17 protein-coding genes and 1 other annotated feature are annotated in these 16,567 nt (G+C 40.3%); of the genes, 4 read left to right on the top strand and 13 right to left on the bottom strand.

Annotated elements, in window-relative coordinates; all coding sequences use genetic code 11:
* The first annotated feature begins 132 nt into the window (after nucleotides 1–132).
* On the top strand, nucleotides 133–711 hold the full coding sequence (locus VXS03_RS01970) for a thymidine kinase (RefSeq protein ID WP_327761689.1): 579 nt from the start codon (nucleotides 133–135) through the stop codon (nucleotides 709–711).
* A gap of 81 nt (nucleotides 712–792) precedes the next feature.
* Here VXS03_RS01970 and hisIE read toward each other — a convergent pair whose 3' ends face one another.
* The 9 genes from hisIE to VXS03_RS01925 form a co-directional block, all read right to left on the bottom strand.
* On the bottom strand, nucleotides 793–1,419 hold the full coding sequence (gene hisIE, locus VXS03_RS01965) for a bifunctional phosphoribosyl-AMP cyclohydrolase/phosphoribosyl-ATP diphosphatase HisIE (RefSeq protein ID WP_327761688.1): 627 nt from the start codon (nucleotides 1,417–1,419) through the stop codon (nucleotides 793–795).
* Nucleotides 1,416–2,189, bottom strand: coding sequence for an imidazole glycerol phosphate synthase subunit HisF (gene hisF / locus VXS03_RS01960; RefSeq protein WP_327761687.1), 774 nt, complete (start codon nucleotides 2,187–2,189; stop codon nucleotides 1,416–1,418). Before hisF ends, hisIE begins: the two co-directional genes overlap by 4 nt.
* 9 nt (nucleotides 2,190–2,198) lie before the next feature.
* Nucleotides 2,199–2,933: a 1-(5-phosphoribosyl)-5-[(5-phosphoribosylamino)methylideneamino]imidazole-4-carboxamide isomerase gene (hisA, locus tag VXS03_RS01955; RefSeq protein WP_327761685.1), complete on the bottom strand. Its 735-nt coding sequence runs from the start codon at nucleotides 2,931–2,933 to the stop codon at nucleotides 2,199–2,201.
* Between the two features lie 31 nt (nucleotides 2,934–2,964).
* On the bottom strand, nucleotides 2,965–3,621 hold the full coding sequence (gene hisH, locus VXS03_RS01950; RefSeq protein WP_327761684.1) for an imidazole glycerol phosphate synthase subunit HisH: 657 nt from the start codon (nucleotides 3,619–3,621) through the stop codon (nucleotides 2,965–2,967).
* Nucleotides 3,621–4,694: a bifunctional histidinol-phosphatase/imidazoleglycerol-phosphate dehydratase HisB gene (gene hisB / locus VXS03_RS01945; protein WP_327762026.1), complete on the bottom strand. Its 1,074-nt coding sequence runs from the start codon at nucleotides 4,692–4,694 to the stop codon at nucleotides 3,621–3,623. The genes hisH and hisB overlap by 1 nt, the downstream gene beginning before the upstream one ends.
* A gap of 8 nt (nucleotides 4,695–4,702) precedes the next feature.
* On the bottom strand, nucleotides 4,703–5,749 hold the full coding sequence (hisC, locus tag VXS03_RS01940) for a histidinol-phosphate transaminase (protein ID WP_327762025.1): 1,047 nt from the start codon (nucleotides 5,747–5,749) through the stop codon (nucleotides 4,703–4,705).
* Nucleotides 5,750–5,757: 8 nt separating this feature from the next.
* On the bottom strand, nucleotides 5,758–7,059 hold the full coding sequence (gene hisD, locus VXS03_RS01935) for a histidinol dehydrogenase (RefSeq protein ID WP_327761683.1): 1,302 nt from the start codon (nucleotides 7,057–7,059) through the stop codon (nucleotides 5,758–5,760).
* A gap of 3 nt (nucleotides 7,060–7,062) precedes the next feature.
* Complete coding sequence (gene hisG / locus VXS03_RS01930; RefSeq protein WP_327761682.1) at nucleotides 7,063–7,959, bottom strand: ATP phosphoribosyltransferase; 897 nt, start codon at nucleotides 7,957–7,959, stop codon at nucleotides 7,063–7,065.
* 59 nt (nucleotides 7,960–8,018) lie between these two features.
* Nucleotides 8,019–8,154 (bottom strand) — a sequence feature (His leader region).
* Nucleotides 8,155–8,506: 352 nt separating this feature from the next.
* Nucleotides 8,507–9,031 (bottom strand): YchJ family metal-binding protein, encoded by a 525-nt coding sequence (locus tag VXS03_RS01925; RefSeq protein ID WP_327761681.1) that lies wholly within the window; start codon nucleotides 9,029–9,031, stop codon nucleotides 8,507–8,509.
* A gap of 218 nt (nucleotides 9,032–9,249) precedes the next feature.
* Here VXS03_RS01925 and VXS03_RS01920 point away from each other — a divergent pair, with 218 nt between their 5' ends.
* The gene (locus tag VXS03_RS01920) at nucleotides 9,250–10,146 is read left to right on the top strand and encodes a sulfite exporter TauE/SafE family protein (RefSeq protein WP_327761679.1); all 897 of its coding nucleotides are present in this window, start codon (nucleotides 9,250–9,252) and stop codon (nucleotides 10,144–10,146) included.
* Between the two features lie 78 nt (nucleotides 10,147–10,224).
* On the opposite strand, the gene lpxH is transcribed toward VXS03_RS01920, so the two are convergent.
* On the bottom strand, nucleotides 10,225–10,965 hold the full coding sequence (gene lpxH / locus VXS03_RS01915; RefSeq protein WP_327761678.1) for a UDP-2,3-diacylglucosamine diphosphatase: 741 nt from the start codon (nucleotides 10,963–10,965) through the stop codon (nucleotides 10,225–10,227).
* 44 nt (nucleotides 10,966–11,009) lie between these two features.
* Nucleotides 11,010–11,504, bottom strand: coding sequence for a peptidylprolyl isomerase (locus VXS03_RS01910; protein ID WP_036795443.1), 495 nt, complete (start codon nucleotides 11,502–11,504; stop codon nucleotides 11,010–11,012).
* Nucleotides 11,505–11,695: 191 nt separating this feature from the next.
* Here VXS03_RS01910 and cysS point away from each other — a divergent pair, with 191 nt between their 5' ends.
* Nucleotides 11,696–13,078 (top strand): cysteine--tRNA ligase, encoded by a 1,383-nt coding sequence (gene cysS, locus VXS03_RS01905; RefSeq protein WP_327761677.1) that lies wholly within the window; start codon nucleotides 11,696–11,698, stop codon nucleotides 13,076–13,078.
* Nucleotides 13,079–13,443: 365 nt separating this feature from the next.
* Nucleotides 13,444–14,526 carry a glycerophosphodiester phosphodiesterase gene (gene glpQ / locus VXS03_RS01900; RefSeq protein ID WP_327761676.1) on the top strand — a complete coding sequence of 361 codons (1,083 nt, stop codon included), beginning with the start codon at nucleotides 13,444–13,446 and terminating at the stop codon, nucleotides 14,524–14,526.
* A 76-nt stretch (nucleotides 14,527–14,602) separates the two neighbouring features.
* On the opposite strand, the gene VXS03_RS01895 is transcribed toward glpQ, so the two are convergent.
* On the bottom strand, nucleotides 14,603–15,427 hold the full coding sequence (locus VXS03_RS01895) for an ion transporter (protein ID WP_327761675.1): 825 nt from the start codon (nucleotides 15,425–15,427) through the stop codon (nucleotides 14,603–14,605).
* Between the two features lie 182 nt (nucleotides 15,428–15,609).
* Nucleotides 15,610–16,248: a YchE family NAAT transporter gene (locus VXS03_RS01890; RefSeq protein WP_327761673.1), complete on the bottom strand. Its 639-nt coding sequence runs from the start codon at nucleotides 16,246–16,248 to the stop codon at nucleotides 15,610–15,612.
* Nucleotides 16,249–16,567: the final 319 nt, after the last annotated feature.

The raw sequence follows: 16,567 nt of genomic DNA, 5'->3' as shown, positions 1-16,567 counted from the left end.
CCAGTTAATGAAGATTAGCTGGTTTTTTTATAGTAACAATAACAGTTGTTGACCTAGGTGCTTTTCATTGACGGCAATTTTATGTAGCATCTGCGCGTTTTTTAAATGTAATTCGTATGACTAGGAAAGCTAATGGCCCAAATGTATTTCTATTACTCAGCAATGAATGCTGGGAAATCGACCACATTATTACAATCATCATTTAACTACCGTGAGCGCGGCATGACGCCAATTATTTTTACGGCGGCGATTGATGATCGTTTTGGTAAAGGTAAAGTTAGCTCTCGCATTGGGTTACAAGAAGATGCTGAATTATTTAATTCGACAGATGATTTGTATCAGAGATTAATCAATTTTTCGAACGCAGGTAAAATTGACTGTGTGTTAATTGATGAATGCCAATTTTTAACGAAAGAGCAAGTTTATCAATTGACTGAAGTGGTCGATAAATTAGATATTCCTGTTTTATGCTACGGATTACGAACAGATTTTCTTGGCGAGTTATTTGAAGGTAGCCGTTATTTATTATCTTGGGCTGATAAATTAGTTGAATTGAAAACGATTTGTCATTGTGGTCGTAAAGCGAACATGGTTATTCGCCAAGATGCTGCGGGTAATGCTATTGCAGGTGGTAACCAGGTTGAAATTGGTGGTAATGATCGCTACGTATCAGTATGTCGATTACATTATAAAGAAGCTTTAGGTCGTTAATTTTAAGGCTTAATCTCGTTTTATATACACAGAAAGCCAGCTGAATTTTAGCTGGCTTTTGTTTTATTGGAGCTAATAAGACTATTCTTTCTTATTATGACGCTCTTGTAGTTTATCGGTGACATCAGACAGTGACAAACCTTGATCTTGAAGCAGTACAAGTAGGTGATAGATCAAATCCGCTGACTCACACACTAATTCCGCTTTGTCACCCGACGTTGCCGCAAGCGCGACTTCAACGCCTTCTTCGCCCACTTTTTGCGATATACGCTTGGTGCCACGGGAATAGAGGCTAGCGGTGTAGGAAGAGTCAGGATCTGCACCTTTACGACTCGCCAAAAGTTGCTCAAGTTGATGAAGGAAAACCAGTGACGGTGGTTGTGCACCGCTTTTATCATTATCGAAACAGGTGGTCGTGTTTAAGTGGCAAGTTGGACCAATCGGATCGACTTGAATTAATAATGTATCTTGATCACAATCGAGCTTAATACTTTTTAGGCGTAATACATTGCCTGATGTTTCACCTTTAGTCCATAACCGATTTTTTGTACGTGACCAAAAAGTAACTTGCTCCGTTGCCAATGTTTTTGCTAATGCTTCATCATTCATATAGCCCAGCATTAATACTTGGCCACTATTACTATCTTGAATAATAGCAGGGATTAATCCGGCTACTTTTTCCCAATCAATAGATGTTGTTAAACTCATAGTCGAATCTCCAGCTGTTGTTGTTTTAGGTAGTGCTTTAACTCACCGATATTAATGATTTGCTTATGAAACACCGACGCTGCCAGTGCGCCATCAACATTGGCGAGTTGAAAAGCATCACGAAAGTGTGACATTTCACCCGCGCCGCCAGAGGCAATTAAAGGCACGTTACAGACATTGCGTACCATGTTGAGTTGTTCTAAATCGTAACCATTACGCACACCATCTTGGTTCATCATATTTAATACAATTTCACCTGCACCACGACGTTGGACTTCTTCAACCCAAGCACGTGTTTGCCATTGAGTGGCTTGAGTGCGGTGTTCATCACCCGTAAATTGATATACCTGATATTGACCTGCTTCAGCATCAAAATAGGAGTCAATACCGACAACGATACATTGCACTCCGAACTTGTCTGCGAGTGTGGTGATTAATGACGGATCAGTTAGTGCTGGTGAATTGATAGAAACTTTATCTGCGCCAAATTGAAGAATACGGCTCGCATCTTGTGCTGATTTAATACCGCCAGCAACACAAAATGGAATATCAATCACTTCAGCAACGCGTGAGACCCAGCTTTTATCAACCACTCGACCATCACTTGAGGCGGTAATATCATAAAAGACCAGTTCGTCAGCGCCTTCTTCTGCGTAACGTTGTGCCAGTGGTACAATGTCGCCAATGATTTCATGATTACGAAATTGAACCCCTTTAACCACTTGGCCATCGCGAACATCTAAACAAGGAATAATACGTTTAGCTAGCATGTGTTCTCCTTAGCGATTCCAACAAGCAAATGCTTGCTCAGCGGTAAATTTACCGTCTAATAACGCCCGTCCTACGATGACGCCAGCAACCCCTGAGTTTTTTAAGGCTGCAATATCTTCAAGTGAGCCAATACCGCCAGAGGATTGAAATTGAACTTGTGGATATTGACGACAAAGATCGACATACAATTCGACGTTTGAACCAGCGAGAGTGCCATCACGTGAAATATCAGTACACAAGACGTGCTTCAATCCTACTTTTAGAAAGTCTTCAAGTAATGTTTCAATGGTGACACCGGAGTCTTCTTGCCAGCCCGATACCGCAACAATTCGGTTACCATTGCCATCAATATTAATATCAAGGGCTAATATAATATGTTCAGCGCCGTATTTTTCGATCCAGCCTTTTACCATTTCCGGTTGTTTCACGGCAGTTGAGCCAATAACCACCCGCTGCGCGCCTGCATGGAGTAAATCACTAACATCTTGTTCGCTGCGCACTCCGCCACCAATTTGAACATTGGCTGGCGTACTTGCCAATAATTGACGAATAAGTGTCAGTTGGCGTGCTTGGGTGTTTTTAGCGCCAGTTAAATCAACCAAGTGAAGCCAGTTGGCGCCAGCTTGATGATAAACGGCAAATTGTTCTGTCGGGTTAACGTTATATTCAGTCACTTGTCCGTAATCGCCTTGAAATAGGCGCACAACTTGACCATCGATTAAGTCTAATGCGGGAATAATCATCACATGTCCTTTGTATGGTTATTGCTAATTTTTATAGTTCTAAGAAGTTCTTTATCAGTTGCGCGCCCGCTTTACTTGAGCGCTCTGGGTGAAATTGCACCCCATAATAATTGCCATTTTGTACCGCAGCTGTAAATGGATGCCCATATTCTGTGGTCGCAATGGTCATGCCGCCTTGATTATCAGTATGATCAAATACAGGCATGGCGTAGCTATGAACAAAATAGAAATAACTTCCCGCTGGAATATCTTTAAATAGCGGGTGATTTGACTGTGGTGTAATTGTATTCCAGCCCATGTGAGGTAAAGGTAATGCGGGTGCGTTCATTTTCTCAACAATCGCATCACAGATCCCTAAGCAAGTGATTAACTCTGTGCCTTGGTAACCCTGTTCTTGAGACTGTTTTCCTAAGAGTTGCATACCGAGGCAGATACCGAGCAATGGTTTGGTTACTTGTTTGACAAGTGCAATGAGATCACGTTGTTCAAGGTTATACATCGCCTCACTGGCAGTACCTACACCGGGTAAGAACAGCTTATCTGCCGCTAAAACAACACATGGATCTTTACTAACTTCAACACGATAGCCTAAACGTTCAATGGCAAATTTAACCGAAGCTACATTGGCACAACCAGTATCAATAATAACGACTTGCTGATCTGCGTTGGTGATGGCTAATGCTGTCATTACAACACTCCTTTACTGCTTGGAAGCTCATTACCTTCCACTTTGATCGCTTGGCGCAGAGTTCGTCCAAAGGCTTTAAATAAACTTTCTACAATGTGGTGATCATTATTACCTGTTGATGATAAGTGCAGCGTACAGGCAAGAGTATCGGTCAATGAACGAAAGAAGTGAGGTACCATTTCCGTAGAAAGATCACCAACACGATCACGACTAAATATGGCATCAAATTTAAGGTAAGGACGACCAGACAAATCTAACGCACATTGTGCCAAGCATTCGTCCATCGGTAAGCTAAACCCAAATCGACCAATGCCACGTTTGTCACCAAGTGCTTGGCGTAATGCCTCACCTAAGGCAAGAGCAGCATCTTCAACACTGTGGTGGTCATCAATGTGTAAGTCACCATCAACCGTTAATTCCATTTGAAAACCAGCGTGAGTGGCGATTTGATCAAGCATATGATCAAAGAATCCTAATCCGGTTGAAATCGTATTGCCACCCGTTTGATCTAAATTCACTTTGACACGAATATTTGTTTCTTTGGTGGTACGAATTACCTCAGCGATCCGTGGCTTAGTGGTGAGATCGGTAACGATCTGTTGCCAGTTCATAGCTTGCGGATGGTATTGAATGCCACGGATAGCCATATTTTCTGCCAATTGAAGATCAGTTTGACGATCCCCAATCACAGCCGATGTTGCAAAATCAACACGACCCTGCTGTAAGTAGTCTTTGACTAAGCCCAACTTTGGCTTACGGCAGCTACATTGCTGGTGGTCAAAGTGAGGGCAGATCAATACATCACGAAAGTGAACGCCTTGTGAGCTGAAAATATTCATCATCATCGAATGTGGTGCATCAAAATCAGCTTGTGGGTAGCTATCAGTCCCTAGACCATCTTGGTTAGTGACCATTACTAAGCTATAGCCAGCATTTTGTAGTGCAAGTAATGCTGGAATAACATTTGGTTCAAATTGTAGCTTGTCTAATCGATCTACTTGAAAGTCTAGTGGCGGCTCAACAATTAAGGTGCCATCACGGTCGATAAATAGAATTTTTTCTTGGCTCACAATCAATGTCCTTATTGTTGTTGTAATTGACCACGAATAAACGCGAGGGTTTTTTCACATTCGTCACGGTTACCGACACTGATTCGAATACAGTTTTCAATCGGTGAACGACGCAAAATGATGCCGTTATCCCATAGCGAATTAAATAATGTATCGGCATCAGTAAATTTCACTAGTAGGTAGTTACCATAACCATCAAAGACAGTAACGCCGGGTAACATACTGAGGCCTGCTTGTAGGTAAGCGCGGTTAGCACATAGATCCAATACTTGAAATTTGGTTCGAGCACGACCTGCTGCGGATAGGGCTTGTACTGCAATTTCAGTTACAGGCACCGGCACCGGGTAAGGTGCAATGATTTTAAGCAGAATTTCAATGATTTCTTTATTAGCTAAGGTGAACCCACATCGTAATCCTGCCAGTGCAAATGCTTTAGATAAGGTACGTAGAATGACTAAATGTGGATAGGTGGCAAGTAAATCTTTGACACTATCTTGTAGACTAAAATCAATATAAGCCTCATCAATAACCACTAATGCTTTATCTGTCGTCATCTTTAATAAGGCAATAATATCGTTACGCGCCAATAAATTACCGGTTGGATTATTAGGGCTACAAGCAAACACGATCTTGACGTTATCAAGTTGCTCTGCAATGGCATTAAGGTCTAATTGCCATTTAGGCGTTAATGGTACAACTTTGGCGTTAACATCGTTGATCTCTGCACTAATGGCATACATACCGTAAGTGGGTGGACAATAGAGAATACTGTCGCAATTTGGCTCACAGAAAGCTTTAATGATCAGCTCAATGCCTTCATCGGCACCACGAGATGTTAAAACCTGCTGAGGATCAACGCCTGCGTAGTCAGCATAAGCATCGATCAGTGCTGGTGGTTGGCATTCGCTGTAGCGGTTTAATCCTGCAAGATTAATACTGTATTCATTGGCAAACGGTGATTCATTTGCATTAAGCCAAATATCACCTTTACCACCGAGACGACGGGCTGATTGGTAAGGGGTTAATTCACGCACGGTTTTACGGGCTAGTTGAGCTATGTTCATGATCAATTCTCTTGTTGTGCAGTTAATTTATTAACCCGAATAGTGACAGCGTGTTTGTGAGCGTCAAGGCCTTCAGCTTCTGCAATTGTGGTCACTGTTTTTGCAATACCAAGTAAACCGTCAGCAGATAATTCTTGTACTGTCATTCGTTTACTAAAATCGGCCAAACCAAGGCTTGAATATGTACGGGTATAGCCATAAGTCGGTAATACATGGTTAGTGCCTGAAGCATAGTCACCTACTGATTCGGGTGACCATTTACCTAAGAAAATGGAACCTGCATTATCGAGTAATGACACTAATTCTCTTGGCTCACAGGTTTGAACAATTAAATGTTCAGGGCCATATTGATTAGAAATTGCTACACATTGGTGCAATGTTTCGGTGACGATCAAAAGGCTAGATGTTAAAGCTTGTTGAGCAATATCAGCCCGTGTTAGTTGGCGCAATTGATTTTCAATCGCTGCTGCAGTTTGATTGGCAATAGTTTGGCTTGATGTGACTAAGATAACTTGTGAATCAGGCCCGTGTTCGGCTTGGCTTAATAAATCAGCGGCAATAAATTCAGGATCAGCTGTTTCATCGGCAATGACTAATACTTCAGAGGGTCCGGCTGGCATATCAATTGCTGCACCGTTGAAGTCATTACTGACTTGTCGTTTTGCTTCGGTAACAAAGGCATTACCTGGGCCAAAAATCTTATCAACACTGGCGATAGTGTCAGTGCCATAAGCCATTGCTGCTATGGCTTGTGATCCCCCAACGTTGTAAATAGCATCAATGCCACATAGTTTGGCAACATACAAAATTTCATCGGCAATTGGAGGTGGGGAACATAATACGATTTTACGACAACCTGCAATTTGAGCCGGCACACCTAACATTAATACGGTTGATGGTAATGGTGCACTGCCACCGGGAATATATAAACCCACAGCATTAACAGGACGCGTAACTTGTTCACAAATCACTCCTGCTTGTGTTTCAACGCGTAATGTTGGTTGTTGTTGTGCAAGGTGGAAGGTGGTGATATTACGATGTGCTTGCTCTAAGGATGCTTTCATATCATCACTTAATCGAGCACAAGCCGCATTAACGTCAGTTGTTGAAACAGCGAGTGTTGTAGGGCGAATACCATCAAATTTTTCGGTAAGCGTAAATAGTGCACCATCGCCTTGTTGACGGACTTGTTGAATAATGTCACTGACAATAGCCGTGATATTCGCGCTGTTATTTACAGCAGGGCGCGCCAACAGTTGTTGTTGCTGGTCTTTTGTGAGTGATTGCCATAGTACGGTTTTCATGACTTACTCCATCATTTTTTCAATGGGCAAGACTAAAATAGAGCTCGCACCTAACTCTTTAAGTTGTTCCATGGTTTCCCAGAACAGGTTTTCAGAGCTAACAAGGTGAATCGCAACACGGTTTTTATCATCAGCAAGGGGTAATACTGTTGGATCTTCAGCGCCGGGTAATAATTGCTTGATTTGATCAAGCCGGTCAGTGGGGGCGTGTAGCATGATGTATTTAGATTCTTTAGCTTGAATAACACCTTGCATACGGGTCAGTAGTCGTTCAATTAATGCTTGTTTGTCATTACTGATCGCCGCCATTGATTGAATTAATACAGCTTTTGAACGCAAAATCACTTCGGCTTCTTTTAAACCATTTGCTTCAAGGGTGGCACCCGTCGAGACCAAGTCACAAATGGCATCCGCCAAACCTGCGCGTGGTGCGACTTCAACAGAGCCATTGAGCATGCAAGTTGTAAATTGAACGCCGATATTGTCCATATAACGTTTGACTAACTGCGGGTAAGTGGTCGCAATACGTTTGCCATTGAGATCTTGATGACCGTTGTAGTCGGTATCTTTGTCTATTGCGATAGAAAGACGGCAACCACCAAAGTCCAATCGACGCAGTTTGAGGTAATCACTGGCTTCATTACGTGCAGCACGCTCAAGGCTAACTTCTTCGAGTTCATTTTCACCAATAACACCTAAATCAACCACACCATCCATGATCAAACCAGGAATGTCATCATCTCGAACCAGTAATAAATCAATTGGCATATTTTCAGCGTGAACGACTAAGCGTTCACCGACCATATTAAATTTAACCCCGCAGCGTTTAAGTAAGTCTTGACACTCCTTGCTAAGACGACCTTTTTTCTGAATCGCAATACGTAATCGTTGTGTTTGCATAGTTATATTCCTTGTCTAAATTCATTCAAATAATAAAAATTTCAGATTGAAAATTAGGTATTAAAAAACCCTCGAAAGAAGTTTCTTCCGAGGGTCTGAATGAGATATTCCGTTATGACCACTGGAAGAAAAAAAGCGTCTTCCAGGGTGAGGCGTATCCTCCCGAAAGACTAGTCAGGATGATGATGGTGTTGAGATAGAATCATTTGGATACGCATAAAAAGTTACTCAGTAAAATTGAACATTATTTGCTGTTGTCATTCACACTAACGAAGCTTGTTGTTTTTTGCAACAATAATTTAAGTAAAAATTTAAAATAAATGTTAATCAATTGTGTTGATGCGTAAGGGGAATGAAATCTAATGATTTAATGGTTAAGATTATGAACTTTAATGGATTATTTTATTTTTGAAAAGGGTGCGATAAGGGGGGATATTTTGAATGTAAAATATTTAAGGGTGTTTCCCCAATAGTGTAACAAGTATTGCATCAATAAAACTGATTTTTCGTGCTCAGTTTTATTGATGGATGATGTTAATGCGTTAGCTTAGCCACAGCATTTTTTATATTTTTTACCACTGCCGCATAGGCAAGGATCATTACGACCAACAGTTTTTGCAGTGGTTACTGGTTTTGGTGCCGAAGGTTGTTCACTTGGTGGTGGTTGAGGATATTCACCATCAATATAAAACCAATACTGCTGACCATTAATCGATTCTTGTACAAACCGAGATCGTTCTTGCAGAATGTATTCTTCCCCTGCTTCTTTATAGCAAGCTTTAAATTCAACAAAGCCTTGACCGTTAGCTGCGATTTCACTGTTCATCACTTCTAAACCAAGCCATGTAAGATTAATCGACTCAGCTATTGCTTCACGGTGATGTTCTGCTTCACAACTAGAATGATAAGTTTGCACCACAAAATCAACTAATCCCAATACATGGGCACTGTAACGCGCGCGCATAAGCTGCTCTGGGTGTGTTGCTGATGCATGATTAAGATGAATGGGCTTACAACACTCAACAAGTAGTTTTTGGCTGCCGCAAGGACATTCATTATGGTGTTTTGACATCTTTATTTAGCCGATTTTAGTCAAGAAATTAGGACTATTTTACGTTTTCATTATCTCAATTAGCAATCAGTGTTTATATTTACCGCAATATATTGAGTGAATCACTAAAACAATGGTAAGTCATCGCGTATAAGTACATAATATTTGTGGCTGGAATAATTGCCATTTGCAATGCACCTTTTGTGCTCCTCAAATAACTCTCTTTTTTAATAGTCGTTATGTCCATATTTACCTTGATACAAGCGGGATTGCTTGTTGGCGGTGGTATCTTTTGTTTGATGTTGTTTGCAGCATGGCGAAGAAATCACAAGCAGGAAGCTGATACACGTATTATTCCGATTGCGATTATCGGTGGCTTTGCACACTTTTGTGACACCTTAGGTATTGGCAGTTTTGCTATAATGACCTCTGGTTATAAGCAGTTTAAGCTTATTGATGATCAGCAATTACCAGGAACATTGAATAGTCAATCAGTCTTACCAACTGTGTTTCAGTCATTTATTTTTATGACTGCTGTTGCTGTTGATTCAGTGACGTTATTAAGCTTGGTCGTCTCTGCTTGCATTGGTGCTACCATAGGTGCGCGCTTAGTTTCTAGTTGGGACAGACAACACATTCGTATTGTAATGAGTGTCGCTTTGTTAATTGTGGCGAGTTTAATGCTTGCCGGCCAATTAAAGTTATTTCCATTAGGTGGTAGTAGTCTTGGCTTAAATGGCTGGAAATTAGTTATTGGAATTATTGGTAACTTTATCTTTGGCGCGTTAATGACCGTTGGTATTGGTCTGTATGCTCCCTGTATGGTAATGATTTACCTTTTGGGTATGAACCCATTGGCAGCTTTTCCGGTAATGATGTGTTCATGTGCGTTTTTGAGTTTCTTTTCATCAGCAAGCTTTATTCGTCATAATCGCTTTAATAGTCGTGCAACAGTTACCGTTGCTGTTGTTGGGCCGATCATGGTGATTATTGCGGCTTATTTAGTGAAATCGTTAAACATGCATGTATTAGCATGGTTAGTGTGTATTGTGGTGTTTTATACCTCGTTCACTATGTATCGCTCATGGCTTGCAGATAGAAAAGCGATATCTAATACTTCGCTAAAAGCACAATAAGTGTCGTGCTAATAAATGATCTGTATAAGAATTTATAGCAATAAAAAAGGTACGCATGGCGTACCTTTTTTTTGTTTATTATTTTGTGCTAGAGAGACTGAAATCACGGTTTTCTAGTTGATATCCATCAGGGTTATATACCAGCACCGAACCGTGATCATACCAATCACCAAGTACTATACGTTGTGCTGGAACACCATCAATATTAAGATCGTGGATATCAGGGCGATGTGTATGGCCATGAATCATTTGAGTGACATGTGCATCACGCATTACTTGTATCACTTCAGTTTGGGTAACATCCATAATCGATTGGCTTTTGGTTTGATTATTTTTACCGCTATTTTGACGGAATTTATCACCAACTTTAATGCGGTACGATAACGGTAATCGAGCAAATAACCATTGAATAACAGGATTGTGGACTTTTTTACGGTAGCGTTGATAGGCTTGATCTTCAATACATAGCGTATCACCATGTAAAATTAACGTTGGTGTACCATACAGATCAACCACCGTATGTTCAGGCAATAAGGTCATTCCCGTTTGACGACTAAATTGTTTACCAATTAAAAAATCACGATTGCCATGAATAAAATAACACGGGGTGCCAGCATCAGTCAGTGTTTTGAAAGCACATTTGACTTGCTGTAAGAAAGGGGAGTCTTCATCATCGCCGATCCACATTTCAAATAAATCCCCTAATACATACAAGGCATCTATATGGTGGGTTTCCTCGGCCATAAAGCGTAAGAAACAAGCGGTAATGTCAGGACGTTCAGCACTTAAGTGCAAATCTGAGATAAATAATGTGGTCATAAGTGATTAATAAAGGGCGGTAACTGACCGCCCTTTGCGAAGTATTAGTCTTCGATTGTTACGTTTTCAATGATAACGTCTTCAACTGGTACGTCATCGTGGTAACCGTTACGGCCTGTTTTTACTGCTTTGATTTTGTTTACTACATCCATGCCTTCAACAACAGCCGCAAATACACAGTAGCCCCAGCCGCTCATGTTTTCGCCTGTGAAGTCTAGGAAGTTGTTATCTTTTACGTTAATGAAGAACTGTGAGCTAGCAGAGTGTGGTGCGTTAGTACGCGCCATTGCTAATGTGCCTGTTTTGTTGCTTAGGCCATTGTTTGCTTCATTGTTGATTGTCGCGCGAGTTTCTTTCTCTTCCATACCAGGAAGCATGCCACCGCCTTGAACCATGAAACCATCAATAACGCGGTGGAAAATAGTGCCATTATAGAAACCGTCACGGCAGTATTGTAGGAAGTTAGCACATGTTACCGGTGCTTTATCTTCAAAAAGATTAATTTTGATGTCACCGAAATTTGTGTGAAGGGTAATCATGATTTTTTCCTTAAATGGAGTATTTTCTTTAAGTCTGAATATTAACTTACCTTAGCCGTGTCAGACAAACATTACCCGCTTAATCTGCATTAATTGCTAAAATAGCATCCATACTTGAATTTTCCTTGCGATCAAATGCTATAAAAGGTGTAATTACCGACAAATTCGAAACTAATGAGTAATGCTGAGACATGTTAAAGATCTATAATTCGCTCACACGACAAAAAGAAGTATTTACACCCATCCATCCTGGCAAAGTCGGTATGTACGTTTGTGGCGTTACGATCTACGATTTATGTCACATTGGACATGGTCGTACATTTGTCTCTTTTGATGTTGTGTCGCGTTATTTGCGTTACTCAGGCTACGATCTTACTTTCGTTCGTAACATTACTGATATCGATGACAAAATTATTAAGCGTGCTGCTGAAAATGGCGAAAGCTGTGAATCATTAACAGAGCGTCTAATTAATGAGATGCATACTGACTTTGATGCTTTAGGCATGAAACGTCCTGATGTTGAACCTCGTGCGACACAATTTATCGCTGAAATTATTGCGCTTTGTGAACGTTTAATTGAACGTGGTTTTGCGTATGTTGCTTCAAATGGCGATGTAATGTTTGAAGTGAGCAAATACGATGATTATGGTCGTCTTTCTAAGCAAGATCTTGATCAACTTCAAGCGGGCGCGCGAGTTGATATCGACATGGCAAAGCGTAGTCCATTGGACTTTGTTTTGTGGAAAATGTCGAAGCCTGGTGAGCCTACATGGGAATCACCATGGGGGCCTGGTCGCCCTGGCTGGCATATTGAATGTTCAGCAATGAACTCATCTATTCTTGGCGATCACTTTGATATTCATGGTGGTGGTTCAGACTTACAATTCCCTCACCACGAAAATGAAATTGCGCAATCATGCTGTGCTCACGATGGTCAATACGTGAACACATGGATGCACAGTGGCATGGTAATGGTTGATCGTGAAAAAATGTCTAAGTCATTAGGTAACTTCTTCACTATTCGTGATGTATTAAACCACTACGATCCAGAAACAGTACGTTATTTCTTAATGTCTGGTCATTACCGTAGTCAGCTAAACTACAGCGAAGACAATCTAAAACAAGCACGTTCTGCACTTGAACGTCTATACACGTCACTGCGTGGTTTGGATACCGCTGTTGAAGCCGCTGGTGGTGAAGAGTTTGTTGCTCGTTTTAAAGAAGCAATGGATGATGACTTCAATACGCCTGAGGCATATTCAGTATTGTTTGATATGACACGTGAGATCAATCGTCTTAAAACTGATGATGTTGCTGCTGCCTCTTTATTAGGTGCACGCATGCGTGAATTGGCTGATATTTTAGGCTTATTGTCACAAGATCCTGAAACTTTCTTACAAGGTGGTGCTGGTGAAGACGATGATGTTGCTGAAATTGAAGCTTTAATTCAACAGCGTTTAGATGCCCGTGCAGCAAAAGATTGGGCTGCTGCTGATGATGCTCGTGATAAGTTACTTGCGATGGGCATTATTTTAGAAGATGGTGCGCAAGGCACTACTTGGCGTCGTAAATAATTCAAGCGGTTGTTTATCAAACCGAGGCTATTTGCCTCGGTTTTTTTATATTTTGATTTTATGTTGTGTACTTAATTTAGGCATGTTGATCAGGCTTTTAGTGTTAGTTCCACTTTATATTGATCAAGTATTCGTCGTGATAGAAGCAAAATATGAAACAAATAAGTCGATACTATGAATATTTAATCGCTTTATTCCACTTTGGAATTAAAGTCACCATTCGAGAATAAAAGTTATTATTTAAGCTAAAAAAATCGTTATATACGCATCTGATCGCAAAATTGTCATTTATTATCCGTATTATTCTGCTTCGAATGAGCATTTACATGTTCGATATGAACCAATGTGTGATTGAAGGAATAATAATGAAAAAAATGATTCTAGCAACAATGATTGGCTGTGCTGTATTGTCCACGCATGTTATTGCTCAACCTAATACTGATAAAGTTGTTATTGCTCATCGTGGTGCATCAGGTTATTTGCCAGAGCATACCTTACCTGCGAAGGCACTGGCTTATGCGATGAAACCTGATTATATCGAGCAAGATGTGGTAATGACGAAAGATGATCAGTTGGTGGTGTTACATGACCATTATCTGGATCGGGTGACCGATGTTGCTGCTGTTTTTCCCAATCGAGCCCGTAAAGACGGTCGTTTTTATGCGATTGATTTTACCTTGGCAGAAATTAAGCAGTTGAGTGTAACCGAAGGCTTTAATATTAAAGATGGTAAGCAAGTACAAGGTTTCTCTGAACGTTTCCCTATTTGGAAGTCTCATTTTACCGTTCCAACGTTCCAAGAAGAGATTGAAATGATTCAAGGATTAAATAAAACCTTGGGTTATGACATTGGCTTGTATCCGGAAATTAAAGCGCCATGGTTTCATCGCCATGAAGGCAAAGACATCAGTAAAGCGGTGCTGACGGTATTAAAACAATATGGTTATATTGATAAAAACAGTAACGTTTATTTACAAACGTTTGATTTCAATGAGCTTAAGCGTATTAATGATCAATTAATGCCAGCCCTGGGTATGGATTTGAATTTGGTACAACTGATGGCAGAAACTGATTGGAATGAGACTATGGTGTATGACAAATCAGGTAAAGCGCATCCCTATAGCTATGATTGGATGTTTAAGCCAGATGGTATGAAAATATTGTCTCAATATGCTGATGGTATTGGTCCATGGAAACCGATGGTAGTGAAAGACAGTTCAACCTTAGGGCACATTGAACTCACTGATATGGTGAAGAATGCCCATGCGAACGGTATGGTTGTGCACCCTTATACTTTTAGAGCGGATAAAGATCGTATTCCTGCTTATGCTAAAGATTACGATGGCATGTTAGCGGTGTTTTATAATCAAGCGGGTGTTGATGGCGTCTTTACCGATTTTCCAGATAAAGCGGTTAGCTTCTTACAACGCCAACCTCTACAGCATTAATTTATACTTTATTATTTAACTCCCTTTCTGATTACAAAGAGCCTGTATCCTCGTTGGTACGGGCTTTTTGTTGGCGCTATAACGTTTCAGGTAGCTTGGTACCACATTTCTTACAGTATTCTGCATCCATTTCATGACCGCTAGTTGCACAATTAGGGCAACGGATAAGGCCGCGATGGGCCTTTATTTCTTGATTTAATTCCGCGGTAATAATTCCGGTAGGCACAGCAAGAATAGAATAACCCAACAACATAGTGAGTGACGCTAATGCTTTACCCATAACGGTGTGAGGTACAATATCGCCATAACCTACAGTCGTAATAGTGACTATTGCCCAATAAATACTTTTAGGAATACTGGTAAAGCCATTTTCTGGACCTTCAATAATGAACATTAATGAACCAAAGACCGTAACCAGAATTAAAACTGAGCTAAAAAAGACAAATATTTTACGTTGAGCGTGACGAAGTGAGCGTAATAAAATATTGGAATCTTGCAGAAACCTTGCCAGCTTAAGCACACGGAAAATACGTAACACACGAATAAGACGAATGATGAGTAAGTAGTTCGATCCCGGAATTAAAAAGGCAATATAGGCTGGTAAAATTGCCATTAAGTCAATAACACCATAGAAACTACGCATGTAAGCAAAGGGGCGCGGAGAGCAATATAAACGTAAAATATATTCAATAGTGAATAGGATCGTAAACGACCATTCAGCAATAACCAGTAAGTGAGAATATTGCGATTCAATACTTGCAACAGATGAGATAATTAAAATTAGTTCAGAACTTACAATGGCAATAATTAAAGCAATATCGAACCATTGACCTAAGCGGGTAGAAGTGCCGAAAATAATTTGATAAAGACGCTGTCTTGGAGTGAGTGTGAGTTTTGTCATAATTAAATTGTGTTTATTAACAGATTAAGACGCCAACATAATATTTTAAGGATAGTGTTGTGTGACTAATTGGCTTGAATACCATCTAGTATATCAAAACCCAGCAGTGACTTAAGTATTTATCAGATGTAAAAAAGCCCCAGCCAATAAATGGGCTGAGGCTCAGGAGTTGGTTGAAATAGTTAGCTGAGCCCCGGTAACATCACGCGTAGCCCATTGATAATAAATTCAATACCAAGAGCAGCAAGAATCAAACCCATAATACGTGTAATAACGTTAATACCTGTTTGACCTAGAAAGCGCACAATATAAGGTGCTGAGCGAAACAATAGCCAACAACAAAATGCAAAAACAGCAATAGTGATAGCTATACCTATCGTTGATGTCAGGCTCGGGTAGCGAGCACCATATACAATGGTCGAGCTTATGGCACCAGGACCTGCCATTAACGGCATTGCTAATGGAACGACACCCACTTGTTCACGGCTGATAGATTCTGATTTTTCTTCTTTATTTTGCTTAACCTCGCCGATTTTACCACTCATCATTGAAAATGCGATGCTCAGTAGCAGTAATCCCCCCGCAACACGAAATGACTCGATGGAAATACTGAATAGATCCAGTAAATGTTGCCCAGCTATTAATGCGACAACTAAAATAATAACAACGGCAATATTGGTTGTTAATGCGGTTTTATTTCGCTCTTCAGGACTCATCGCTCCTGTAAGAGAAACAAAAACAGGCATGATACCTACAGGGTTGACAGTGGCAATGAGCCCAACAAAAAAGTGTAAAAATATTGCTATATCAAAAGCCTGCATAATTAATACCTATTAAATTATCTGTATTCATTGTGGCGTTAGTACAACAGAGAATATGTGTTCTCATTGCCATATTGAAAATAAAGACTAAACAATAGCTGGATTCTGTGATCTTAATAGGCACTATTTTAGTCAGTCTTTTATAAGGATGTATGATTGGAAAATACGATTCAGACCATATTTTAATCTAAGCTAAGTATTTCATCTACCAATAAAAGCCAATTAATGCGACTTCAGACGTAGATAATTTTATGTCAGATAAATTATGTAAAGTGTAAATTTGTGTATTAGGCTTAGTGAAATAATGATTCATCATGTT

Origin of the sequence: Photobacterium sp. S4TG1 (assembly GCF_036040035.1) — a bacterium.
Classification (GTDB): domain Bacteria; phylum Pseudomonadota; class Gammaproteobacteria; order Enterobacterales; family Vibrionaceae; genus Photobacterium.
Note: the sequence above shows the minus strand (reverse complement) of the source record. Positions and strands in the feature narration are given on the sequence as shown.

Bases quoted from the DNA above. Each gene is read 5' to 3' on its own strand.
- hisG (WP_327761682.1), bottom strand. From the start codon at position 7,959: ATGCAAACACAACGATTACGTATTGCGATTCAGAAAAAAGGTCGTCTT.
- glpQ (WP_327761676.1), top strand. From the start codon at position 13,444: ATGAAAAAAATGATTCTAGCAACAATGATTGGCTGTGCTGTATTGTCC.
- VXS03_RS01920 (WP_327761679.1), top strand. From the start codon at position 9,250: ATGTCCATATTTACCTTGATACAAGCGGGATTGCTTGTTGGCGGTGGT.
- VXS03_RS01890 (WP_327761673.1), bottom strand. From the start codon at position 16,248: ATGCAGGCTTTTGATATAGCAATATTTTTACACTTTTTTGTTGGGCTC.
- VXS03_RS01895 (WP_327761675.1), bottom strand. From the start codon at position 15,427: ATGACAAAACTCACACTCACTCCAAGACAGCGTCTTTATCAAATTATT.
- VXS03_RS01910 (WP_036795443.1), bottom strand. From the start codon at position 11,504: ATGATTACCCTTCACACAAATTTCGGTGACATCAAAATTAATCTTTTT.
- hisA (WP_327761685.1), bottom strand. From the start codon at position 2,933: ATGATTATTCCCGCATTAGACTTAATCGATGGTCAAGTTGTGCGCCTA.
- cysS (WP_327761677.1), top strand. From the start codon at position 11,696: ATGTTAAAGATCTATAATTCGCTCACACGACAAAAAGAAGTATTTACA.
- lpxH (WP_327761678.1), bottom strand. From the start codon at position 10,965: ATGACCACATTATTTATCTCAGATTTGCACTTAAGTGCTGAACGTCCT.
- hisD (WP_327761683.1), bottom strand. From the start codon at position 7,059: ATGAAAACCGTACTATGGCAATCACTCACAAAAGACCAGCAACAACAA.
- hisF (WP_327761687.1), bottom strand. From the start codon at position 2,189: ATGCTAGCTAAACGTATTATTCCTTGTTTAGATGTTCGCGATGGCCAA.
- VXS03_RS01925 (WP_327761681.1), bottom strand. From the start codon at position 9,031: ATGTCAAAACACCATAATGAATGTCCTTGCGGCAGCCAAAAACTACTT.
- hisH (WP_327761684.1), bottom strand. From the start codon at position 3,621: ATGACAGCATTAGCCATCACCAACGCAGATCAGCAAGTCGTTATTATT.
- VXS03_RS01970 (WP_327761689.1), top strand. From the start codon at position 133: ATGGCCCAAATGTATTTCTATTACTCAGCAATGAATGCTGGGAAATCG.
- hisIE (WP_327761688.1), bottom strand. From the start codon at position 1,419: ATGAGTTTAACAACATCTATTGATTGGGAAAAAGTAGCCGGATTAATC.